Here is a 22,274-nt window from a genome sequence, read left to right as displayed (position 1 = left end):
ACGGCATCGCACCGTAGGAATCCCCCACGCACGACCCGCACCGCACGGCTCAGTCCCGCACCCTCCGTCCTCCCACTGCGAGGTGCACATGAGCACGACTCCCCCTTCCCAGGCCCTCACCGCCCAGCCCCCACAGACCGAACGCCCCGCCGACGACGGGGCGTTGGGCTGGTTCCGGGCCCTCGGTCCGCGCGGCCGGCGCGCCTTCGCCGGCGCGTTCGGCGGCTATGCCCTCGACTCCTACGACTACTTCACGCTGCCGCTGAGCATGGTCGCGCTGGCCGCGTACTTCGGGCTGGACAGCGGCCAGACCGGCCTCTTCACCACCGTCACGCTGCTCGCCTCCGGGGTCGGCGGCGCCCTCGCGGGCGTACTGGCCGACCGGGCCGGACGGGTCAGGGCCCTGATGATCACGGTGATCACGTACGCCGTCTTCACCGTGGCCTGCGGTTTCGCGCCCAACTTCGAGTCGCTGCTGGTCTTCCGCGCGCTCCAGGGTCTCGGCTTCGGCGGCGAGTGGGCGGTCGGCGCGATCCTGGTCGCCGAGTACGCGAGCGCGAAGCACCGGGGCCGCACCCTCGGCGCCGTCCAGAGTTCGTGGGCGGTGGGCTGGGCCCTGGCCGCCGTCGTCTACACGCTGGTCTTCTCGTTCCTCGACGACGACCTGGCGTGGCGCGTGATGTTCTGGACCGGCGCCCTGCCCGCGCTGCTCGTCGTCTGGCTGCGCCGCCGCGTCCAGGACGCGCCCGAGGCGGTCGCGGTACGGGAGAAGAGCGGCGGGAAGACCCCGTTCACGGCGATCTTCAAACCGGGGCTGCTGCGGACGACGATCTTCGCGGGGCTGCTGTCGACCGGCGTCCAGGGCGGCTACTACACGCTCGCCACCTGGGTGCCGACGTATCTGAAGAGCGACCGAGGGCTGTCGGTCGTCGGTACGGGCGGTTATCTGACCTTCCTGATCTCCGGCGCCTTCCTCGGCTATCTGACCGGCGGCTATCTCACCGACCGCCTGGGCCGCCGCCGCAACATCTGGCTCTTCGCCCTGCTGTCGGCGATCTGCATCCTGGCGTACGCCAACATCCCGGACGGCGCCAACACCCTGCTCCTCGTCCTCGGCTTCCCGCTCGGGTTCTGCATGTCGGCCATCTTCAGCGGCTTCGGCTCCTTCCTGGCCGAGCTGTACCCGACGGCGGTGCGCGGCACGGGACAGGGCTTCACGTACAACGCCGGGCGTGCCGTGGGCGCCGTCTTCCCCACCACGGTCGGCTTCCTGGCCGACAGCTGGGGTGTGGGCGGCGCGCTGGTCTTCGGCGCCCTCGGTTACGCGCTCGCCGCGCTGGCCCTGCTCGGCCTGCCGGAGACCCGTGGGAAGGAACTCGCGTGAACCGTACGGAAGACCGTCTCACGACCGTGTCGAAAGCCCGCCCCACGACCCTCGTCGACGACGAAGACCGCCCCGTGACCCTTGTCGACGACGAAGACCGCCCCGTGACCCTCGTCGACGAGCACGCGCGCGCGTGGAGCCCGCAAGAGGCCCGCACCCGCTTCCGGGCCGGCCTCACGGGCCCCACGGCAGGAGTCGCCGCGGGCCACACCCAGGTCAACCTGATCTCGGTGCCCGCGGACTGGGCGTACGACATGCTCCTGTTCTGCCAGCGCAACCCCAAGCCCTGTCCCGTGCTCGACGTCACCGACGCCGGATCTCCTACGACGGTGCTGGCGCCCGGCGCCGACCTGCGGACCGACCTGCCGCGCTACCGGGTGTGGCAGGACGGCGAGCTCGTGGACGAGCCGACCGACGTGCGCGCGCACTGGCGGGACGACCTGGTGTCGTTCCTGATCGGGTGCAGCTTCACCTTCGAATGGGCGCTGACCGAGGCGGGCGTCCCGATCCGGCACCTCGAGCAGGGACGCAACGTCCCGATGTACGAGACCAGTTGGCAGTGCCGCCCCGCCGGGCGGATCCACGGCCCGATGGTGGTGTCGATGCGGCCGGTGCCGCCGCAGCATCTGTCGGCGGCGATCCGCGAGAGCAGCCTGCTCCCCGCGGTGCACGGCGGCCCGGTGCACTGCGGCGACCCGACGACCCTCGGCATCGAGGATCTCGGCCGTCCCGACTTCGGCGACCCGGTGGACCTGCACCCGGACGACATCCCGGTGTTCTGGGGCTGCGGGGTGACCCCGCAGGCCGCGGTGATGGCCTCACGGCCACCGTTCGCCCTCACTCACGCACCGGGCCAGATGTTCCTCACCGACGCCCGCGACCAGCAGTACCGCGTGGCCTGAGCAGGGCCCACGCACCCACCCCGGAAGGAGAGACGGAAGTTCCATGACCTCGATCGATCTCAACGCCGACCTCGGCGAGGGCTTTGGCCGCTGGCGGCTGACAGACGACGAAGAGCTGCTGTCCGTCGTCACGAGCGCCAACGTGGCCTGCGGCTTCCACGCCGGGGACGCGGCCACCATGCGGCGGGTGTGCGAGCAGGCGGCCGAGCGCGGCGTACGGATCGGGGCGCAGGTCTCCTACCGGGACCTGGCCGGGTTCGGGCGGCGCGCGATGGACGTGCCGCCCGCCGAGCTGGCGGCCGAGGTGGCCTACCAGATCGGCGCCCTGGAGGTCTTCGCCCGCGCGGCCGGCACGCGCGTGTCGTACGTCAAACCGCACGGTGCGCTCTACAACCGCGTCGTGCACGACGAGGAGCAGGCCGGCGCGGTCGTCGAGGGCGTCCTCCTCGCGGACGCCTCCCTGCCCGTGCTCGGCCTGCCCGGCTCCCGGCTGCTGGAGCTGGCCGGCAAGTCGGGCCTGCCGACCGTCACGGAGGCGTTCGCGGACCGCGCGTACACGGCCGAGGGCACGCTGGTGTCACGCCGCGTGGAGGGGGCGGTGGTGACCGACCCGGAGGCCGTGGTGAACCGCTCGGTGGGCCTGGCCCGGGACGGCGTGGTCACCTCGCACTCCGGCGCCCGCATCGAGGTCCGGGCGCGCTCGCTGTGCCTGCACGGGGACACACCGGGTGCCGTGGAACTGGCCCGCCGGGTGCGGGAGCGGCTGACGGAGTCGGGCGTGCGCGTGGAGGCCTTCGCATGAGCATGAGAGCGCTGCCCGTCGGCGACGCGGCGCTGCTCCTGGAGGTGTCGTCGGGCGACGAGTCGCAGGCGTTGCACGCGGAACTCCTGCGCCGCCGCGCGGAGGGCTCCCTGTCGGTCCGCGAGATCGTCCCCGCGGCCCGCACGGTCCTCCTCGACGGCCTGACCGACCCGGCCCGCGTCGCCGCCGAACTGGCCGCCGCCGACGTCCCGCCCGCTCCCCCGCGCGCGCGTGCCGTCGTCGAACTCCCCGTGCGCTACGACGGCCCGGACCTGGCCGACGTGGCCGCGCACTGGGGTGTGGCACCGCACGAGGTGGCCCGCATCCACGCGGCCATCGAGTTCAGCGTCGCCTTCTGCGGGTTCGCCCCCGGCTTCGGCTACCTCACCGGTCTGCCGGAGCGGTACGACGTCCCACGCCGAGCCACGCCGCGTACGGCCGTCCCCGCCGGCGCGGTGGCGCTGGCGGGGCCCTACACGGGCGTGTACCCCCGGTCCTCGCCGGGCGGTTGGCAACTGATCGGGACCACGGAGGCCGTGCTGTGGGACCACGCGCGCGTACCGGCCGCGTTGCTGTCGCCGGGCACGCGCGTGAGGTTCGTACCGATGGGGGCGGTGGGGGCATGACGGACCGCGCCCTCGCCGTCGTGCGCGCCGGAGCGCTGACCACCGTGCAGGACCGGGGCCGCCCGGGCCACGCGCACCTCGGCGTCCCGCGCGCGGGAGCCCTGGACGGCCCCGCGGCAGCCCTCGTCAACCGCCTGGTCGGCAATCCGCCGGAGGCGGCCGTCCTGGAGACCACGCTCAACGGCTGTTCCCTCCGGCCGCGTTCGGCGGTCACCGTGGCCGTCGGCGGCGCTCCGTGCCCGGTGAGGGTGGACGGACGCCCCGTCGCGTGGGGCGCGCCGGTGCGGGTGCCCGCCGGGGCGCTCCTGGACGTCGGAACCGCCCTGCGCGGGCTACGGAGCTATGTGGGCGTCTCCGGCGGCATCACGGTCGAGCCGGTGCTCGGCAGCCGCTCCACCGACCTCCTCTCCGGCCTGGGCCCGGCTCCGCTCACGGACGGCACGGTCCTCCCCCTGGGCACTCCGACACACCTCCACGCGCGCGTGGACATCGCCCCGCAGCCGGCGCCTCCGACGGAACTCGTCCTCCGGGTGACGCTCGGCCCGCGCGACGACTGGTTCACCCCGGAGGCGGTACGGGCCTTCACGTCCCGCCCCTACCGGGTGTCCCCCGCGAGCAATCGCATCGGCCTGCGCACGGAGGGCCCCGCGCTGGAGCGGGCCCGGCCGGGTGAACTCCCCAGCGAGGGCATGGTCCTGGGCGCGGTCCAGGTACCGCCGGACGGGCGGCCGGTGGTGTTCCTGGCGGACCACCCGACCACAGGCGGTTACCCCGTCATCGCGGTGGTGCGTACCGAAGACCTCTCGGCGGCGGCCCAGGCGGTACCAGGAACACCGGTCCGTTTCCTGGGAATGCGCAGGCGCTGACCTCACCCGGAGACGCGTGGGAGCTGGGCGACCGGCCCCCACGCGCTCCCGGTGAAGACCACTACGCCGCCTCCGGCACGGACAGTGCGGACAAAGCAGCAGAAACCGCCGCAGTCGCGCCGAGATCCAGCCGCGCGCTCGTCCCCCGAACCCGATGACGCATCTCGTCCACCGCGAGCCGAAGCAACTGCGGCAAAAGATCCGTGCACCGCCGGGCGACCCATCCCGTCCCCGCCGTGGCCAGCCACCACAGACTCGCCGACTTGGTGGGCCGCGCGAACTCGGGGTCGGGCGAAGGCGCCGCCCCCGTCGCGAGCCCGGCCTCCGCCAGCACCGCGTGGAACCGTACGGCCAGCTGCCGGTGCCCCCGCTCACCCGGGTGGAGCCGATCCGCGCTCCACATCGCGCGGTCGGTGACCCAGGCCCCTTCGGCGGCGTGCAGATGCGCCGCCCCGTACCGCTCCGACAGCGCGTGGACCACGGAGTTGACCGCCCGCTGCCGCCGGGCCAACGGGCTCGCCAGCGCCCCCGGCAGCCCGAGCATCGCGCCGGGATCGGGCAAGCAGGCCGTGAGCAGCAGCGCTCCCTGCGCGGTGAAGGCGGCGTACACCGCGTCGAGCCGGGCGGCCACGGCGTGGATGCCGAAGGTGCAGCGGAGGGTGTCGTTGACGCCGACGACGACGGACACGACGTCCGGACGCAGGGCCAGTCCGACGGGCAGCTGCCGTTCCAACACGTCCCGGGTCTGGGCCCCGCCGACCGCGAGGTTGGTGAACTCCACGGCCGGGCCGAGCCCTTCGGCGAGCAGGGCGGCCCAGCCCCGCCAGCCGTCGCCGACGGGGTCGCCCACCCCCTCGGTCAGCGAGTCACCGAGGGCGACGAACCGCAGGGGTCTCATCGCAAGCCCCCGCCGCCTTGAACGCCGCCCTGAACGCCGCCCTGAACGCCGCCTAGAAAGCCGCCCTGAGCGCCGCCTAGAACGGCCCGCTGTACGCCGCCCTCACGCACCCTCACCGTCGCGTCGTGCGCGGCGAGGAACGCCTCCACGGCCGTCCCCCACCCGAAGCACTCCGCACGCGCGCGTGCGGCCCTGCGGCGCTCGTCGAAGGGACGGTCGAGCAGCATCTCCACGGCGTCCGCGAAGGCGGCTCCGTGATCCGCCGCGACCGCTCCCGCCGCCCCGATCACCTCGGGCAGCGCGGAGGAGGCGCTCACGACGACGGGCGTGCCGCAGGCCATCGCCTCCAGCGCGGCGAGCCCGAACGTCTCGGCGGGCCCGGGGGCCAGGCACACGTCGGCGGACGCCTGGAGGGCGCCGAGCAGCCCGCGGTCGGTGACGTGTCCGAGAAAGACGGCCGGCAACCCGCGCTCCCGCGCCCGCTGTTCGAGCCGCGGCCGCAAGGGCCCGTCCCCGGCCACCACCAGCACCGCCCGCCGCCCCCGCCGTACGAGCGCCTCCAGGGCGTCCAGCGCGGTGCCGGGTCGTTTCTCCACCGACAGCCGGGTGCATGTCACCAGCAGCGTCTCGTCCACGCGCGCGTAGACGCCACGCAGCCGCTCGTCGCGCAGCGCCGGGTGCCGTTCGGACAGGTCGACGCCCAGGGGCGCCCGTACGACATTGCGCGCGCCGATCCGGACGAACTCCCGCTCGGCGAACTCGGTGGTGCACACCACGCGCGCGTAGGTGTGTGCGGTACGGACGTTCAGCGCGTCGGCGGCACGCCGGGCCGCGCCCTCGGGGACGCCCCAGGTGCGCAGCACGCCGTCGGCGGTCTCGTGGGAGACCATCACGGCCGGCACCCGCGCGCGTCGCGCCCACCTGCCGGTCCACCTCAGGGTCGTACGGTCGGAGACCTCCAGGCGGTCGGGGGCCAGCGCCTCCAGGAGCCGGGTCACCCGCCGCCGGTCGGCGAGCACGCGGTAGCCGCCGGTGCCCGGCAGCAGCGGCCCGGGCAGCGTGATCACCCGCCCCTGTTCGGTCTCCACGTCGGTGACCCGCTCACCCGGCACGACGAGCACGGGCTCGTGTCCGGCGGCCTTGTAGCCCTTGCCGAGCTCACGCAGCGCGGTGCGCAGGCCGCCCGAGGCGGGCGCGACGAAGTTCGCGAGCCGGACGATCCGCAGGGGCCGGACCTCACCCCGGCCCTCGGTCCATGAACCGGTCATGCCGCCACCACCATCCGCCGGCCGGCCAGCACACCCGCGTAGTGCCCCAGCAGCTGATCCCCGACGGCCGCCCAGGTGCGCCCCTCGACCGTCGCCCGTCCCGCGGCGCCGTACGCGGCCCGCAGTCCGGGATCGGCGGCCAGGGCCCACACGGCGTCCCGGACGGCGGCCGCGTCGCGCGGCGGCACCAGCAGCCCGGTGCGGCCGTGGGCGACGAGGTCGAGCGGCCCGCCGGCCGCGGGCGCGACCACGGGGACGCCGCTGGCCATGGCCTCCTGCACGGTCTGGCAGAAGGTCTCGAAGGGGCCGGTGTGTGCGAAGACGTCGAAGGAGGCGAAGAGTCGCGCCAGTTCGTCGCCGGTGCGGCGGCCCAGGAAGACCGCGCCGGGCAGGGCTTCGGTCAGTGCCGGCCGGCTCGGTCCGTCGCCCACCACGACCACGCGGACGCCCTCCAGACCGCACACGCCTGCCAGCAGCTCGACCTGCTTCTCGGGGGCGAGCCGGCCGACGTAGCCGACGATCAGCTCACCGTTCGGGGCGAGTTCGCGGCGCAGCGCCTCGTCGCGCAGCCCGGGGTGGAAGCGGGCGGTGTCCACGCCGCGCGGCCACAGCCGCACCCGGGGGACGCCGTGGGACTCCAGGTCGTGCACGGCGGCACTGGACGGGGCGAGGGTGAGGTCGGCGGCGGCGTGGACGGAGCGGATGCGGCGCCACGCGGCCGCCTCGCCCGCGTGGACGTAGGTGCGGGCGTACCCCGCGAGGTCGGTCTGGTAGACGGCGACGGCGGGCAGGCCCAGCCGGGCGGCCGCCGCCATGCCGCGGACGCCGAGGACGAAGGGGCTGGCCAGGTGGACGAGGTCCGCGCGGTGCTCGGCGATGGCCGCGGCGACGCGCCGGCTGGGGAGGGCGACCCGGACCTGGGGGTAGCCCGGCAGGGGGAGGGAGGGGACACGGACGACGGGGCACGGCGCGGAGGCGTCGGGCCCGGTACCGGCCGCGGTGGCCGGCGCGACGACGAGCGGGGAATGACCGCGATCCACGAGGTGCCGGGCGGTCTGGAGCGCGCAGTGGGCCACGCCGTTCACGTCGGGGGGAAAGGATTCGGTCACGATGACGACACGCATACCGGTGTTGTCGCCGCACCGGACGTGAACGCGTCAACGTGGATCTTTCCGGACGGGGAACGTCCCGTGAGCGTTACGTCGCACACCCGCGCAGGTCAGGCCCCGTCCATACGCGCCTGACCCGCGGGTCGTCCCGAGTTCACCCTGAGGGCGTGCCGTCACATGGCTGCGGCGTCCGGAGGGCCGATTCGGCTGCGGACGGCGGTCTGGACCTCGGCCTCCTCGGCCGGGTCGGCGGCGAGCCGGCGGAGCTGCTCGACGACGCGGGCGTCGGCGGTCTCGGCGTGCCGGGCGGCGATCTCGCGGGTGGTCTCCTCGCAGTCCCAGAGGCATTCGACGGCGAAGCCGGTGGCGAAGGAGGGGTCGGTGGCGGCGAGGGCCCGGGCGGCCCGGCCGCGCAGATGGGACGAGGCCGTCTCGCGGTAGACATGGCGCAGTACGGGGGCGGCGCAGGCGATGCCGAGCCGTCCGGTGCCGTCGACGAGGGTCCACAGGGTCGGTGCGTCCGGCCCCTCGCCCCGTACGGCCTCGCGCAGGGCGGCGAGGACCAGGTCCTTGTCCTCGGCTCCGCCGCGGCAGGCGAGCATGCGTCCGGCGGCGGCGCCCAGCGGATCGGGCCGGTGGGCCCAACTGCGGGCGCGGTCGACGGCGGCGATGCTGCGCATCCGTTCGAAGGCGTCGACAGCGGCCTCCACGACCGGTGCGGAGCCGGTGACCACGGCTGCCTCGATCAGATCGAGTGCGTCGGGATCGTTGCCGTCGGCGAGGTAGCGCAGCGCGGTGCAGCGGGCTCCCTCGGTGCCGTCCTTGGCGGCGGCGACGATCTCGGGCCGGTCCTCGGGTCCGGCGACCGCCATGAGGCAGCGCGCGGCGGGGACATGGAGCGCGGCGCCGCGTTCGACGCCCTGCTCGGCCCACTCGAAGACCGCCTGCACGCTCCACCCCGGACGGGGCCCGGTAGGTCGCATCTGCCGTTGCCAGCGGTCGAAGCAGCCGGCTTCCTGAGCGGCACGCACGCGCGTGGCGATCGCTTCGCGCGGATCCTCGGCCCACAGCCGCCAGGGCCGGGGTTCGAAGGCGTCGCGCACGGTGGCGGCCAGTTCGGCCTCGCCCTCGGCGTCGGTGCCGAAACGGGCCAGTACCGGGACGGCGAGGGCGCGCAGCCCGGCGTCGTCGTCCCTGAGGGCCAGCTCGTCCAGGGCCCAGGCCCAGTTGGCGCCCGCTGCGGCGTACCTGCGCAGCAGTTCGAGCGCGTCCCGCCTGCCGTAGGAGGCGAGGTGCCCGAGGACCGCCAGGGCGAGGCCCGTCCGTGACTCCTCGTCGTCGAGATGGTCCTCGACGTCGAAGAGGTGGGCCTCGATGCGGTCGAGCTCGCCGCCCAGGTCGAGGTAGAGCCGGGCGTAGTAGAGGGAGCGGTTCTCCACCTGCCAGTCGTGGCGGGGATCCCGCACCACACAGTGGTTCAGCGCCGCGAGCGCTTCGGCCCGCGGGGCGGTGAGCGCGTGCAGCGTACCGTCGCCGCGGCCCCGCTGGAGCAGGCCGAGCAGCGTACCGCTGGGCGCTATGACCGGTTCGAACATGGGAAACAGCCTCACATCAAGCGTCGACGCAACCGGGGTTCTTGCTTCACCTGGCCGCGTGACAACACGTCGGGGCGCCCGCCGTTTCCTGCTTGCTGTAGACCATTTCTCTCTGCCTCTCGTCGGTGGCCCATGCGGGCCGCATCACGGCCCGCGCGGTGCGGCAACACCTGCCCAGCCATCGCGTCCGTGAATCACGACGCCATGATGACTCGGCACTTACATCTGCCGCGACCGAAATTTCGGCGGCCCTGTACCGCCTCCCCCGTTTTCTGTGTTTTCGCTGGTCAGAGCGTTCGGATCAGTGTGCGCCGAACAGTTCGAGAAGTTCGGCCTTGCCGAACATCCGAGCGGTGTCGACGGCCGACGGGGTCCCCGCGGCCGGATCGGCGCCGCCCTCCAGAAGTGCCTTGATCACTTCCGTCTCCCCCTTGAAGACCGCGCCCGCGAGCGGGGTCTGGCCTCGGTCGTTGACCTCGTCGGCGGCGGCCCCGCGCGCGAGCAGCGCGCGCACCGCCTCGGCGTGGCCGTGATAGGCGGCGAGCATCACGAGGGAGTCACCGCGGTCGTTGGTGAGGTTGGCCGGAACGCCTGCGTCGACGTACGACACGAGCGCCTCGGTCTGCCCCCTGCGGGCCAGATCGAAGATCTTGGTCGCCAGCTCCACGACCTCGGGGTCGGGGGCTTCACTCATCGGCCGGACCGCCTCTCATACAACCGTTCAGGTGAATCGCCAGGGTACTGGCTCGCGCGGCACATGACCCGATGTGCCGGAGGTAAAGATCACCACTGACCCGGTCGGGCGCAAGTCCCCTGCTCATCCGGCCCAAGCCGCCCCCGTCAAGTGGGTGAAACATCCCGAATTTCACCCGGTTGCACCTTTTATCGTATGGATACATCCTGTGAGCCTGGAAGTACTCATGGTGACTGTCCCCCCGAACCAGGAGACCTCAAATGATCCTGTCCATCTCAGGCGTGGTCCTGCTCGGCATCATCGTCTTCCTCTTCTTCCGCAAGGACGGACTCAAGGCGTCGCACGCCTTTGTCGCCGCCCTCTTCGGCTTCTACCTCGCGAGCACCGCCATCGCTCCGAGCATCAGAGCCGGCGGGGAGAGCCTGGCGAGCCTGCTCGGCGGCATCAAGTTCTGACGCCGCTTCTTCTGACGCCCCTTCCCCAGGCGTCCCTCCCTTCCGTACGCACTTTCAGGAGACTGCAGTGGCCCGGCGCCCCCTCCCCCGCATCCTGAGCACAGGCAGCGCGCAGATCGCCCGGAGCCGGGAGCTGGCCCGGACGGCGGCCGACAGCGCCACCGACGTCCTCCACCCGCTGATCACGATCACCCGCGGACTGCGCCGGCTGGCCTCGGCCGGGCGGCGCAAGTGGGCCGACACCCCCAAGGACAAGCGCGGGCCGCTGCTTTTCCTGGTGGCGTCGGTGGTCCTGGTCGTGGCCCTGGTGCCGTACGGTCCGCTGCTCGCCGTCATCGTCCTGATGGCGGCGGCAGCATGGCAGGGCCGGGACCGCACCCCGCCCGCGCCGGAAGGCCCGGACGAGTCGCAGACCCAGCGGCTGAAGTCCCTCTACGAGGCCCTGGTGCCGTACTTCTCGACGGCCGAGGACCCCGCTCCGCTCTACGCCCACGGCGGCGAGTGGGAGAAGGCCTTCCCTGAGTACGAGTTCGACGAGACGAGCCGCATCACCCAGCTCGTGATCCGCTACCCCGCCTACTTCACGGACGGCGAGGCCGACGCACGCGCGCGCATCGAGCAGTTGCTGCACGCCAAGTCGGGCCGCGGCCGCGAGTACCGCTTCGCCTGGGACGAGGAGGGCAACCAGCTCTCCGTCACCGTCCTGCCCGCGCTGCCCACCGACATCGTCGCCCAGCGATTCGTCACGGCCCCCGGCGAGACGGTCCTCGGCTTCACCGACCCCACCGAGGTCCAGCGCACCCTGCCCCTCACCCACGGCGAGGAGCAGCGCGACGTACCCCCCGTCGTCTGGCGCACCGGCGTCCGCTCCACGGAACCCCATCTGCTGGTCATGGGCCAGCCGGGCACCGGCACCTCGACCCTGCTGCGCTCCATCGCCCTCCAGGCGCTGCCCCACGGTGACGTCGTCATCGTCGACGGCGGCGGCACCGGCGAGTACGCGTGCCTGACCGGCCGGGACGGCGTCCTGGCGGTCGAGTCCGGGCTCACCGGCGCGCTGGCGAGCCTCGAATGGGCCGCCACCGAGACCGAGCGGCGCCTGATCGCCATGAACCGCGCCCGCCAGGCGGGCCACCCGCCGCCGGACGACACCCGGCGCCCCCTGTGGATCCTCCTGGACCGCCCCAGCGCCTTCACCCACCTGGCCGCGGCCGACGGCCACCGGGACCCGCAGTCCCTCCTCCAGGTCCCGCTGCGCCACGGCCGGGCGGCCTGCGTCACCGTGGTCGTGGCCGACCAGTTCGACAGCGCGGACGTACTGAGTGACGCGGTACGGCAGCACACCCGCGCGCGGGTCGTCCTCGGCCCGGCGACGCCCGGGCAGGTGGAAGCGGTGCTGGGCGCTCCCCCGCACACCACGCCGGTCTCCGACGTCCCGCCGGGCCGGGGTTATGCCCGCCTCGGTACGGGGCCGGTGCATCGGCTCCAGGTGCCGTCGACACCGGACCCGTACGACGACGAGACGAGTGAGGCGGACCGGCAAGCGGTGCTGGCGTTGCTGCCGCCCAGGACGACGCCGGTGGACGCGGAGTCCGTTCCGGTGGAGGCAGTGGTCGCAGAAGCGCCGTAGGTGGTTGCGGCAGCCGTGCGGCTGCGGGTGCGTGGGGGCTGCTCGCGCCCACGCGGCGGTAGCCGCAAATCGACACAGCCCCGCGCCCCCAAAAACGACAGGTGCCCCTAGGCCACAAACGTACGCGGCGCCTCCCCGCCTCCCGTCCCCCCGCTCTCCACGATCCGTGCCGCCGCGGCCAGCCTCGCGGCGGCTTCGTCGGCGACCGCGCCCCCCACCGTGAACGGCAGCCGCACATACCCCTCGAAGGCCCCGTCGACCCCGAAGCGCGGCCCGGACGGCACCCGCACCCCGACCCGCTCCCCCGCCTCGGCCAGCCGCGACCCGGACAGGCCGCCCGCCCTCACCCACAGCGTCAGCCCACCGCGCGGCACGTCGAACTCCCACGACGGCAGCTCCCGGCGCACCGCCGCCACCAAGGCGTCCCGGTTCTCCCGCCCCTGCACCCGCCGGACATCCACCGCCTGCTCCCAACCCCCCGTGCTGAACAGCCAGTTCACGGCCAGCTGCTCCAGCACCGGCGTCCCCAGATCGGCATAGGCCCGCGCGGCGACGAGGCTGCGGATCACGTCCGGCGCCGCCCGCACCCACCCGATCCGCATCCCGGCCCAGAACGCCTTGCTGGCCGAGCCGACGGTGATCACGGTGGACCCGGCGGGGTCGAAGCCGCACACCGGCCGTGGCATCTCGACGTCCTCGTCCAGCCACAGCTCCGTCATGGTCTCGTCGGCGACCAGCACGGTCCCCGCGGAGCGCGCCGCGTCCACCAGCTGCCGCCGCTGGTCGTCGTCGGCGAGCGCGCCGGTCGGGTTGTGGAAGTCGGCGACGATGTAGGCGATCCGGGGTGCCGCGTCCCGCAGCACCTGCCGCCAGCGGTCCATGTCCCAGCCGGCCAGCCCCTCGGCCATCGCGACCGGCACCAGCCGCGCCCCCGCCTCCCGCATCAGCTGGAGGATGTTGGCGTACGACGGCGACTCGACGGCGATGCGCTCGCCCCGGCCCCCGAAGAGATGGCAGATGGCGTCGATCGCGCCCATCGCGCCGGTCGTCACCATGATCTGCTCGGGCATGGTCGGAATGCCTCGCGCGGTGTACCGGTCGGCGATCATCGAGCGCAGCGCGGGCAGCCCGGCGGGATAGTCGCCGTGCGTGTGGGCGTACGGCGGCAGTTCCTCCAGGGCGCCCTGCACCGCACGGGTCAGCCACGGCTCGGGCGCGGGCAGGGCCGCGCAGCCGAGGTCGATCATCGAGCCGAGCGCCTCGGGCGGCAGGGGTTCAAGGCCCCGGGCGGGCAGCGGGTTGCCGGCCGGTACGGCCGTCCAGCTCCCCGCCCCGCGCCGGGACTCCAGGAATCCCTCGGTGCGCAGTGCCTCGTAGGCCGCCGCCACCGTCGTACGGCTGACGGACAGGGCGAGGGCCAGTTCGCGTTCGGCGGGCAGGCGGGCGGCCACCGGGACGCGGCCCTCGAGGACCAGCAACCGGATGCCGTCGGCGAGTGCGCGGTAGGCGGGCGGGCGGCGGGTGCCGGGGCCTGCCGGGCGGTCCTGCTGGGAGTTGAGCAGCCGGGCGAGCTGCGCCGGTCCCACCGCCGAGGTCCACTGCGCCATGGAAATCAGTCCACCTTCCCCGAATTGGCCATGGATGATGCTTCCACCCAAGCCCCAGGGTGTCATGGACCAGGCCACCACGACCACAGGGGGCACCACTTGTCCACCCAGCGCCGACTCGGGCGTCGGCTGATCCAGCTGTACACAGGTCTCGTCCTCTACGGTGCGAGTTCGGCGCTGCTCGTCGAGGCGGGCCTGGGGCTGGAGCCCTGGAACGTGCTGCACCAGGGCCTCGCCGAACTGACCGGCCTGACGATCGGTGTCGTGTCGATCATCGTGGGCGCGGCGGTGCTGCTCCTGTGGATCCCGCTGCGTCAGCGGCCCGGCCTCGGCACCGTCTCCAATGTCTTCGTGATCGGCGTGGCCATGGACGGGACCCTCGCGGCCGTTCCCGAGGTCCACACCCTGGCCGTGCGGATCCCTCTGCTCGTCGCCGGCATCGTCCTCAACGGAGCGGCCACCGGCCTCTACATCGCCGCCCGCTTCGGCCCCGGCCCCCGGGACGGCCTGATGACCGGTCTGCACCGGCGCACGGGGCGCTCGATCCGGCTGATGCGGACGGCCGTCGAGATCGCGGTCGTCGCGACGGGCTTCCTGCTCGGCGGCACGATCGGTGTCGGGACCGTGCTGTACGCGGTCTCGATCGGCCCGCTGGCTCAGGTGTTCCTGCGGTTGTTCGATGTTCCCTCGGCACCGGACCGCAGCACGGTCGTTGCCGGCGGGCAACCCCGCAGAGCCATACTGCGTCGGTGAGCACCCGGATACGTCACCCGTACCTCGACCACCCCGGCCCGATCCCCTTCGCCCACCGGGGCGGCGCGGCGGACGGTCTGGAGAACACCCTGCTGCAGTTCCGGCGGGCGGTGGAGACGGGCTACCGCTATCTGGAGACCGACGTCCACGCCACGGCGGACGGGAAGCTCGTCGCCTTCCACGACGCGACCCTGGACCGGGTGACCGACGGGGCGGGCCGGATCGCGGACCTGCCCTGGGCGGAGGTGAGCCACGCGCGCGTGGCGGGCAAGGAGCCGGTACCCCTGTTCGAGGAGCTCCTGGAGACGTTCCCCGACGCCCGCTGGAACGTCGACCTCAAGGCCGAGTCGGCGCTGCACCCCTTGCTGGACCTGATCGAGCGCACCGGCACCTGGGACCGCGTCTGCGTCGGCTCGTTCTCCGAGGCGCGGGTCGTGCGTGCCCAGCGGCTGGCGGGCCCGCGCCTGGCGACGTCGTACGGCACCCGGGGCGTCCTCAATCTGCGGATGCGGTCCTGGGGGGTGCCCGCCGCGCTGCGCGCTTCCGCGGTCGCCGCCCAGGTGCCGGAGACCCAGTCGGGCATCCAGGTCGTGGACCACCGCTTCGTCCGCGCCGCCCACGCGCGCGGGCTGCACGTGCACGTGTGGACCATCAACGATCCCGACCGCATGCACCGTCTTCTGGACCTGGGAGTCGATGGCATCATGACCGATCACATCGACACGTTGCGCAAGGTCATGGAGGACCGCGGCGTCTGGGTCTGACCGACCTCCCGCCCCCGGAACCCCCACCCGCGCGCGGGACCAGCGAGGGGCGGGATGGGCACGGAGACCCTGGTGACGGAGGCCGCCGACCGGCGGCGCGAGCAGCGCGGCTGGTACTTCTACGACTGGGCGTGCTCCGTCTACTCGACGAGCGTGCTCACCGTGTTCCTCGGCCCCTATCTGACGTCGGTCGCCGAGGACGCCGCCGACGCGGACGGCTATGTCCACCCCCTGGGTGTCCCGGTCCGCGCGGGGTCGTTCTTCGCGTACTCGGTGTCCCTGTCGGTGATCGTGGCGGTGCTGCTGATGCCCCTGGTCGGCGCGGCGGCCGACCGCACGGGCCGCAAGAAGCCGCTCCTGGCGGCCGCCGCCTACACGGGCGCCGCGGCCACGACGGCGATGTTCTTCCTCGGCGGCGACCGCTACCTCCTGGGCGGTCTGCTGCTGATCGTCGCGAACGCGGCGTCCGCTGTCGGGACGATGCTCTACAACTCGTACCTCCCGCAGATCGCCCCGCCCGAGGAACGCGACGCGGTCTCCTCGCGCGGCTGGGCCTTCGGCTACGCGGCGGGCTCCCTCGTCCTGGTCGTGAACCTGGTCCTCTACACCGCCCACGACTCCTTCGGTCTGTCCGAGGGCATGGCCGTCCGGATCTGCCTGGCCTCGGCGGGTCTGTGGTGGGGCGCCTTCACACTCGTACCGCTACGACGGCTGCGCGACCGCCGGACCCCGGCGAAGGAGGCGACCGCCCCGGGCTTCCGGCAACTGGCGGCAACCGTCCGCGACATGCGCCGCCACCCGCTGACGCTCGCCTTCCTGCTGGCGTACCTCGTCTACAACGACGGCATCCAGACCGTGATCTCCCAGGCGTCGATCTACGGCTCCGAGGAACTGGACCTCGGCCAGTCGACGCTCATCGGGGCAGTGCTGCTCGTCCAGGTGCTGGCCGTCGCGGGCGCGCTCGGCATGGGCCGGCTGGCCCGCACCCACGGCGCCAAGCGGACGATCCTCGGCTCGCTCGTGGCATGGACGGTGACCCTGGCGGCCGGGTACTTCCTGCCCGCCGGAGCACCGGTGTGGTTCTTCGTGCTGGCCGCCGGGATCGGCCTCGTCCTCGGCGGCAGCCAGGCCCTGTCCCGCTCCCTGTTCTCCCATCTCGTACCGCCGGGCAAGGAGGCCGAATACTTCTCGGCGTACGAGATGAGCGACCGGGGCATGAGCTGGCTGGGGCCCCTGCTGTTCGGGATCACCTACCAGCTCACCGGAAGCTACCGGGACGCGATCATCTCCCTGGTCGCCTTCTTCGCGCTCGGGTTCGTCCTGCTCGCGCGGGTTCCGGTGCGGCAGGCGATCCGCGACGCGGGCAACGCCGTTCCGGAGAAGATTTAGCGTTCGACGGCAAAGGGCGGTAGTGTACGCGTTTGGCCTGCCTGGCGTACCGTTACTGCGCGTCAAAGATGCCGAAACGCTGGGTGACATCTGCTAGCAGATGTGACAAACCGGGCGCCGGTGGGTACAACAAGGGGCGGCTACGACGGCGACGCATGACCCGGAACGGGAATCTTTACCGCCGACCGGACGTTGACCGGATGACGACGACAGCGACACCTGTCCTGTGGGCGACAAGCCCGGGAGGCACGATTCATGAGTGAGCGAGCTCTTCGCGGCACGCGCCTCGTGGTGACCAGCTACGAGACGGACCGCGGCATCGACCTGGCCCCGCGCCAGGCCGTGGAGTACGCATGCGAGAAGGGGCACCGGTTTGAGATGCCCTTCTCGGTCGAGGCGGAGATCCCGCCGGAGTGGGAGTGCAAGGTCTGCGGGGCCCAGGCACTCCTCGTTGACGGCGACGGCCCTGAAGAGAAGAAGGCCAAGCCCGCGCGTACGCATTGGGACATGCTGATGGAGCGGCGCACCCGCGAGGAACTCGAAGAGGTCCTCGAGGAGCGTCTGGCGGTTCTCCGCTCGGGGGCGATGAACATCGCCGTTCACCCGCGCGACAGCCGCAAGTCCGCATAGCCCCCAGGGTCTGAGCGGGTAAACACAGCGCACGACATGACTGCGGGCGCCGTACATGAATCTCATGTACGGCGCCCGCAGTCATGTCCGCGTGCCGTCGCCCGCAGTGCTGTCGCGGTGCCGTCAGCCCGTCAGCGGCGGGCGCGGCTCCTCGGAGGCCCGGCCCGGCTCGTCCCGGATGACCTCGCCCTGGACCACCTTGCCGTCGGGGCGGTGCATCCGGGCCTGCTGGAAGGCGTCACCCAGGGTGCCCGGGGCGGCCTCCCGCAGCCGGCGCTCGACCGTCCGCTCCGTGTAGCGGCTGAGGGCCTTCTGGACCGGCGGGATCAGCAGCACCAGGCCGACCACGTCCGAGATCAGGCCCGGGATCATCAGGAGCAGGCCGCCCAGCATCATCAGGCCGTTGCCCCCGCCGCGGGACGGGGCGGTACCGCGCTGGAGCGTCTCGTTGAGGTTCTGGAAGGCCCGGCGGCCCGCCCGCTTGATGACCACCGCGCCGAGCACGAGCCCGGCGAGTAGCAGCAGGAACACCGTGAACCCGGTCGCGGCGCCGGCGACCACGGTCAGCAGCCAGATCTCCAGCACCAGCCACGCCGCGATCCCCAGCGGCAGGAACGTGCGCAGCCGGGAGCGCGGGGGTCGGGCGGGGTACGTGGGGGTCGAAGCGCCACTCGTCATGCGTCCAGTGTGCCTGGGCACGGCTCAACACGGGATAAGGGGACGATCCACCGGGGGCCCCGTGGGGCCGTAGGACGTCCGAGGTCAGGCCTTGTCGCCCGGGCTCTTGTCGCGGCCCAGCACCTTGCCGACCCGCTCCCCCACGCCCCAGGTGGTGACCCGCCACAGGGCCTCCACGAGGATGTCGCGGCTCATCTTGGAGTCGCCGAGTTCGCGCTCGACGAACGTGATGGGCACCTCGACGACGTGGTAGCCGGACTTGATCGCGCGGCGGGCCAGGTCGACCTGGAAGCAGTAGCCCTGGGAGGCGACCTCGTCGAGGCCGAGGCCCTCCAGGGTCTCGCGGCGGAAAGCGCGGTAGCCGCCGGTGACGTCGCGGATGGGGACGTCGAGCAGGACCCGCGAATAGAGGCTGCCGCCGCGGGAGATGAACTCGCGGGACTTGGGCCAGTTCACGACCCGGCCGCCCGGCACCCAGCGGGAGCCGAGGACGAGGTCGGCACCCTTGAGGGCGGTCAGCAGGCGGGGCAGTTCCTCGGGCTGGTGGGAGCCGTCGGCGTCCATCTCGACCAGGACGCCGTAGCCGTTGTCCAGACCCCAGCGGAAGCCCGCGAGGTAGGCGGCGCCGAGGCCCTCCTTGCCCTTGCGGTGCAGGACCTGGACGTGGTCGTCGGTGGCGGCGAGCTCGTCGGCGAGCTTGCCGGTGCCGTCCGGGCTGTTGTCGTCGGCGACCAGGACGTGCGCTTCGGGAACCGCCTTGCGGACCCGGGCCACGATCTTCTTGATGTTCTCGGCCTCGTTGTAGGTCGGGATGATCACCAAGGCCGTGCCGAGCGGGCCGAACTGCCTCCCCGCGAGGGTCCCGTCGCCGTCGTTCACTACTGCCCCTTCAGTCCGTACGCAGGGGTCCACCATAGTCGGCGGCACGTACGACGACGTGACAGGACGTTCGTATGGTGGTGTCGTTTTAACAAGAGGTGGGTAAGGGCGACGGCTTCGGCATCTGTGCGTGCGGCGGATGGGGGCCCGGCGCCCTTCGGGCCGACCTGGGACCCGCTGGCTGCGGGTCGACCGAAAGCCGTTGTCTACTGAGCGCCCGGGCCCCACCCGGGTCACACCTCCCCGACCGGCCGGAACGTTCCCTCGCAGCGGCGCGGGCGCTGAGCCTGGCTGCCAGTGGCGGTGCCCCGGTGCGGCACACCGTCCCTGACCCAGCGGCGCGGCGACGAGTTCGCGGACGTTCCCCGGTAGGGCGTCCGGTGGTGGACTGGGCCGAACCTACCGGCCCCCTGCCGTCGCCTGTCAACAGCCGTTTGACCTGCGCGTCTTTCCTCAATGCCCAGGTCAGTGCCGAGGATGCGCAGGTCGCGAGACGGGGCGGCGGCAGCCGTTGGGAGCCGCGCCACCCCGGGAGATCACTCGCTCGGCCGCACGAACACCGTCCGTCCGCCCACCACCGTGCGCAGGCAGACGGGCAGGTCGGCGCCCGGGGAGAGGTCGGGCAGGCCGGGGGTGCCGGAGCGGGGGTCGGTGGACCAGCGGGCGACGCGGTCGTCCGGGGCCTGGACGATCAGCTCGTCGGTGCGCCAGACCGCGTAGTCGGCCGGTGCGCCCGGCACCAGGACGCCCGCGTCGTCCCGGCCGATCGCCCGCCAGCCGCCCCGCGTGTGGGCCGTGAACGCGGCGCGGACCGAGATCCGGTGCTCGGGAGTGCGGTGGAAGGCGGCGGCGCGGACGGTGCCCCAGGGGTCGAGCGGGGTGACCGGGCTGTCGGAGCCGAAGGCCAGCGGTACGCCGGCCCGCAGGAGGGCCGCGAAGGGGTTCAGGGTGCGGGCCCGCTCGGCGCCCAGGCGCTGCGCGTACATGCCCTCCTCGCCGCCCCACAGCGCGTCGAACGCGGGCTGCACGGAGGCGGTGAGGCCCAGCTCGGCGAAGGCGCCGATCGTCTCCGGCGTGAGCATCTCGGCGTGCTCGATGCGATGCCGGGCGGCGCGGACGCGGGCCAGGCCGACCTTCTCGGCGGCGGCGCGCACGCCCTCGGTCACCGCGGTGACGGCGGCGTCGCCGATCGCGTGGAAGCCCGCCTGGAGACCCGCCTCGGTGCATTCGGCGACGTGGGCGGCGACGGCGGCAGCGTCCAGGTAGGCGGTGCCGGTGTGCTCGGCGTCGCTGTAGGGGCCGTGCAGACAGGCGGTGTGGGAGCCGAGGGCGCCGTCGACGAAGAGGTCTCCCGCGGCGCCGAGCGCGCCCAGCTCGCGCGCCTTCTCGACGTCCCGCTCGGCCCAGTAGCCGACGACGCGCGGGCCGGCCTCCTCGGCGGCGAGCCGCAGCAGCCCGGTGAAGTCGTCCTCGGAGGAGATGTCCGGCCCGGCGCACTCGTGCACCGATCCGATGCCGAGGGAGGCCGCGTGGGCGAGGGCGGTGCGCTGGGCCTCGACGCGCTGGGCGGGGGTGATGGCCCCGAGCGCGGTGGCGCGCACGGCGTGGTGGGCGTCGGCGGTGAGCGGGCCGTCGACGTGCCCGAGGGACGTCATGTCGAGCAGGGCCGTCGTCACGACCGCCGAGTGGACGTCGATGCGGGAGAGGTAGAGGGGGCGGCCGCCGGTGGCGGCGTCGAGTTCCGCGCGCGTGGGCGGGCGTCCACCGGGCCAGCGGGCGGCGTCCCAGCCGTGGCCGAGCAGGACGCGGTCCTGCGGGCGGGCGGCGGCGAAGTCCCGTACGAGGGCGAGGGCCGCCTCCAGGGAGGGCGCGTCGGACAGGTCGAGGCCGGTGAGGGCGAGGCCGGTGGCGGTGGTGTGGACGTGGGCGTCGGTGAACGCGGGGGTGACCAGGGCACCGTCGAGGTCGACGACCTCGTCGACACCGTCCGCGAAGGCGTCCGCGGCGCCTTCGGAGCCCACCCAGGCGACCTGGCCGCTCTCGACGACCATCGCGGTGGCGAAGGGGTCGGCGGGGCTGTGGACCTCTCCTCGGCGGAGCAGGACGGTCTTGGGCGCGGCGGTGGACTCACTCATGGGGAACAGTCTCGCGCCTGGCGGGGACCGCCCCGCACGCAGGTGGGTCAGATACGGGGAGGCCGGGCCTCGTAGGGCGTCGACAGCACCACCGTGGTCCGGGTCGAGACTCCTGCCAGCGACCGCAGCCGCGCCAGCAGTTCCTCCAGCTCGTGCGGGGTGGCCACCCGCACCTTGAGGATGTAGTTCTCGTCGCCCGCGACGCTGTGGCAGGCCTCGATCTCGGGCACGCCGGCCAGGCGGTCCGCGATGTCGTCGGGGGCGCTGGGGTCGAACGGCTTCACCGAGATGAAGGCGGTCATGGGCAGCCCGACGGCCTCCGGGTCGACGACCGCGGCATATCCACGGATGACGCCACGCTGCTCCAGCCGGCGCACCCGCTGGTGCACGGCCGACGTGGACAGGCCCGTGGCCTTGCCTAGGTCTGTGTAGCTCATCCGCCCGTCCTTGACGAGCAGCTGCACGATCTGACGGTCCAGCTCCTCCATGACGCAAGAACTTACAGCCCGCGTGATCTCCTCCGATACCTCAGCGCCCCAGGTCATGTCCGGTTCGTGATGTGGCCGAGAGGGTCCTGTGCGCCGACTGAGGGACAAAACGGCCGCGCCGGGCACCTGCATGCGGCATGTGACGAACGCCACAGCCCCCGAACGGTCTCCGTGATGTTCTCGTGATTACCGCCGAGACGGGGCGGGAAGTGCTTGCTGTGGTCGAGGCCGCAGCGCCTTCACGGCCCAGCCCGAGGGGGAGAATCCCATGCAGAGTCTTAAGCGCCCTGGTCGTACCGCACCCAAGCGACTCCAGGCGGTCGCCGAGCCCGAGCCGGAGGGCGTCGAACCCGACGCCCTCGACGACGAACTCGACGCGTACGACACCTTCGAGATGTTCCGGGTGGTCTGCCCTGACTGCGCGCAGCCCATCGCCCTCCTGGCGGACGAGGAGGTGCTTCCGGAGCACGCGCTGTGCGCCTCGCCCTGGAACCCCTTCGGTCTCACGGTCTGCGCCGGTACCGGCCGCCGTGCCGCCGATGCGCGTCCGGCCGACGAGGACGTGCAGCCCCAGGAGCAGGACACCGCGCTGCTGTTGACACTCCCTCAGGGTCTCGACTGGCGGACCCAGCCCTTCTCGCACGTCGGCGGACCGGGCTCGCGCCCCATCAGGGTCCCCGCGATGCGGCGCCAGGCCGCCTGAGCGCGCTCTCCGAGGCACC

The 22,274-nt window shown here is 73.0% G+C and carries 22 protein-coding genes; 12 read left to right on the top strand and 10 right to left on the bottom strand.

Annotation, left to right across the window (positions count from 1 at the left end; genetic code table 11):
- Positions 1-88 precede the first annotated feature (88 nt).
- The 5 genes from ACFUO4_RS43700 (at position 89) to ACFUO4_RS43680 (ending at position 4,580) form a co-directional block, all read left to right on the top strand.
- Positions 89-1,384: an MFS transporter gene (locus ACFUO4_RS43700; protein ID WP_383496300.1), complete on the top strand. Its 1,296-nt coding sequence runs from the start codon at positions 89-91 to the stop codon at positions 1,382-1,384.
- A 74-nt stretch (positions 1,385-1,458) separates the two neighbouring features.
- On the top strand, positions 1,459-2,286 hold the full coding sequence (locus tag ACFUO4_RS43695; protein ID WP_079308800.1) for a putative hydro-lyase: 828 nt from the start codon (positions 1,459-1,461) through the stop codon (positions 2,284-2,286).
- A 43-nt stretch (positions 2,287-2,329) separates the two neighbouring features.
- Positions 2,330-3,088: a LamB/YcsF family protein gene (locus ACFUO4_RS43690; RefSeq protein ID WP_383496297.1), complete on the top strand. Its 759-nt coding sequence runs from the start codon at positions 2,330-2,332 to the stop codon at positions 3,086-3,088.
- Positions 3,089-3,090: 2 nt separating this feature from the next.
- Positions 3,091-3,714 (top strand): 5-oxoprolinase subunit PxpB, encoded by a 624-nt coding sequence (gene pxpB / locus ACFUO4_RS43685; RefSeq protein ID WP_383496365.1) that lies wholly within the window; start codon positions 3,091-3,093, stop codon positions 3,712-3,714.
- Positions 3,711-4,580 carry a biotin-dependent carboxyltransferase family protein gene (locus ACFUO4_RS43680; protein ID WP_383496294.1) on the top strand — a complete coding sequence of 290 codons (870 nt, stop codon included), beginning with the start codon at positions 3,711-3,713 and terminating at the stop codon, positions 4,578-4,580. Before pxpB ends, ACFUO4_RS43680 begins: the two co-directional genes overlap by 4 nt.
- A gap of 61 nt (positions 4,581-4,641) precedes the next feature.
- Here the strand turns inward: ACFUO4_RS43680 and ACFUO4_RS43675 are convergent, their stop codons facing one another.
- The 5 genes from ACFUO4_RS43675 to ACFUO4_RS43655 form a co-directional block, all read right to left on the bottom strand.
- Positions 4,642-5,478, bottom strand: a complete 837-nt coding sequence (locus ACFUO4_RS43675; protein ID WP_383496291.1) for an SGNH/GDSL hydrolase family protein — start codon at positions 5,476-5,478, stop codon at positions 4,642-4,644.
- On the bottom strand, positions 5,475-6,746 hold the full coding sequence (locus ACFUO4_RS43670; protein ID WP_383496288.1) for a glycosyltransferase: 1,272 nt from the start codon (positions 6,744-6,746) through the stop codon (positions 5,475-5,477). Before ACFUO4_RS43670 ends, ACFUO4_RS43675 begins: the two co-directional genes overlap by 4 nt.
- A complete protein-coding gene (locus ACFUO4_RS43665) occupies positions 6,743-7,870 on the bottom strand; it encodes a glycosyltransferase family 4 protein (protein WP_383496285.1) in 1,128 nt (375 codons plus the stop codon). Before ACFUO4_RS43665 ends, ACFUO4_RS43670 begins: the two co-directional genes overlap by 4 nt.
- A 158-nt stretch (positions 7,871-8,028) precedes the next feature.
- On the bottom strand, positions 8,029-9,450 hold the full coding sequence (locus ACFUO4_RS43660) for a HEAT repeat domain-containing protein (protein ID WP_383496282.1): 1,422 nt from the start codon (positions 9,448-9,450) through the stop codon (positions 8,029-8,031).
- Between the two features lie 301 nt (positions 9,451-9,751).
- Positions 9,752-10,144: an ankyrin repeat domain-containing protein gene (locus ACFUO4_RS43655; protein WP_079308792.1), complete on the bottom strand. Its 393-nt coding sequence runs from the start codon at positions 10,142-10,144 to the stop codon at positions 9,752-9,754.
- A gap of 260 nt (positions 10,145-10,404) precedes the next feature.
- Between ACFUO4_RS43655 and ACFUO4_RS43650 the strand changes: the two genes are divergently transcribed.
- Together ACFUO4_RS43650 and ACFUO4_RS43645 are read left to right on the top strand one after the other, a co-directional pair.
- The gene (locus tag ACFUO4_RS43650; protein WP_059196315.1) at positions 10,405-10,599 is read left to right on the top strand and encodes a hypothetical protein; all 195 of its coding nucleotides are present in this window, start codon (positions 10,405-10,407) and stop codon (positions 10,597-10,599) included.
- Positions 10,600-10,666: 67 nt separating this feature from the next.
- Positions 10,667-12,229, top strand: coding sequence for a hypothetical protein (locus ACFUO4_RS43645; protein WP_383496277.1), 1,563 nt, complete (start codon positions 10,667-10,669; stop codon positions 12,227-12,229).
- A 107-nt stretch (positions 12,230-12,336) separates the two neighbouring features.
- On the opposite strand, the gene ACFUO4_RS43640 is transcribed toward ACFUO4_RS43645, so the two are convergent.
- Complete coding sequence (locus tag ACFUO4_RS43640; RefSeq protein ID WP_383496275.1) at positions 12,337-13,836, bottom strand: PLP-dependent aminotransferase family protein; 1,500 nt, start codon at positions 13,834-13,836, stop codon at positions 12,337-12,339.
- A 99-nt stretch (positions 13,837-13,935) separates the two neighbouring features.
- On the opposite strand from ACFUO4_RS43640, the gene ACFUO4_RS43635 reads away from it, so the two are divergent.
- From ACFUO4_RS43635 to ACFUO4_RS43620, 4 genes are all read left to right on the top strand, one after another.
- Positions 13,936-14,589, top strand: a complete 654-nt coding sequence (locus ACFUO4_RS43635; protein WP_383496271.1) for a YitT family protein — start codon at positions 13,936-13,938, stop codon at positions 14,587-14,589.
- Positions 14,586-15,353: a glycerophosphodiester phosphodiesterase gene (locus ACFUO4_RS43630; protein WP_383496268.1), complete on the top strand. Its 768-nt coding sequence runs from the start codon at positions 14,586-14,588 to the stop codon at positions 15,351-15,353. Before ACFUO4_RS43635 ends, ACFUO4_RS43630 begins: the two co-directional genes overlap by 4 nt.
- Positions 15,354-15,407: 54 nt before the next feature.
- Positions 15,408-16,742, top strand: a complete 1,335-nt coding sequence (locus tag ACFUO4_RS43625; protein WP_383496265.1) for an MFS transporter — start codon at positions 15,408-15,410, stop codon at positions 16,740-16,742.
- Between the two features lie 255 nt (positions 16,743-16,997).
- Positions 16,998-17,372, top strand: coding sequence for an RNA polymerase-binding protein RbpA (locus tag ACFUO4_RS43620; protein WP_003977404.1), 375 nt, complete (start codon positions 16,998-17,000; stop codon positions 17,370-17,372).
- Positions 17,373-17,495: 123 nt separating this feature from the next.
- Here ACFUO4_RS43620 and fxsA read toward each other — a convergent pair whose 3' ends face one another.
- The 4 genes from fxsA to ACFUO4_RS43600 form a co-directional block, all read right to left on the bottom strand.
- On the bottom strand, positions 17,496-18,050 hold the full coding sequence (gene fxsA / locus ACFUO4_RS43615) for an FxsA family membrane protein (protein WP_079308787.1): 555 nt from the start codon (positions 18,048-18,050) through the stop codon (positions 17,496-17,498).
- 84 nt (positions 18,051-18,134) lie between these two features.
- Complete coding sequence (locus tag ACFUO4_RS43610; RefSeq protein ID WP_128112100.1) at positions 18,135-18,929, bottom strand: polyprenol monophosphomannose synthase; 795 nt, start codon at positions 18,927-18,929, stop codon at positions 18,135-18,137.
- A 536-nt stretch (positions 18,930-19,465) separates the two neighbouring features.
- Positions 19,466-21,064 (bottom strand): amidohydrolase, encoded by a 1,599-nt coding sequence (locus ACFUO4_RS43605; RefSeq protein ID WP_383496260.1) that lies wholly within the window; start codon positions 21,062-21,064, stop codon positions 19,466-19,468.
- Positions 21,065-21,111: 47 nt separating this feature from the next.
- A complete protein-coding gene (locus tag ACFUO4_RS43600) occupies positions 21,112-21,552 on the bottom strand; it encodes an Lrp/AsnC family transcriptional regulator (RefSeq protein ID WP_004002750.1) in 441 nt (146 codons plus the stop codon).
- Positions 21,553-21,820: 268 nt separating this feature from the next.
- Here ACFUO4_RS43600 and ACFUO4_RS43595 point away from each other — a divergent pair, with 268 nt between their 5' ends.
- Positions 21,821-22,255 carry a hypothetical protein gene (locus tag ACFUO4_RS43595; RefSeq protein WP_079308785.1) on the top strand — a complete coding sequence of 145 codons (435 nt, stop codon included), beginning with the start codon at positions 21,821-21,823 and terminating at the stop codon, positions 22,253-22,255.
- The last annotated feature ends 19 nt before the right edge of the window (positions 22,256-22,274 follow it).

It is taken from the genome of Streptomyces sp. NPDC057280 (assembly GCF_042668605.1).
Lineage (GTDB): Bacteria > Actinomycetota > Actinomycetes > Streptomycetales > Streptomycetaceae > Streptomyces.
Note: the sequence above shows the minus strand (reverse complement) of the source record. Positions and strands in the feature narration are given on the sequence as shown.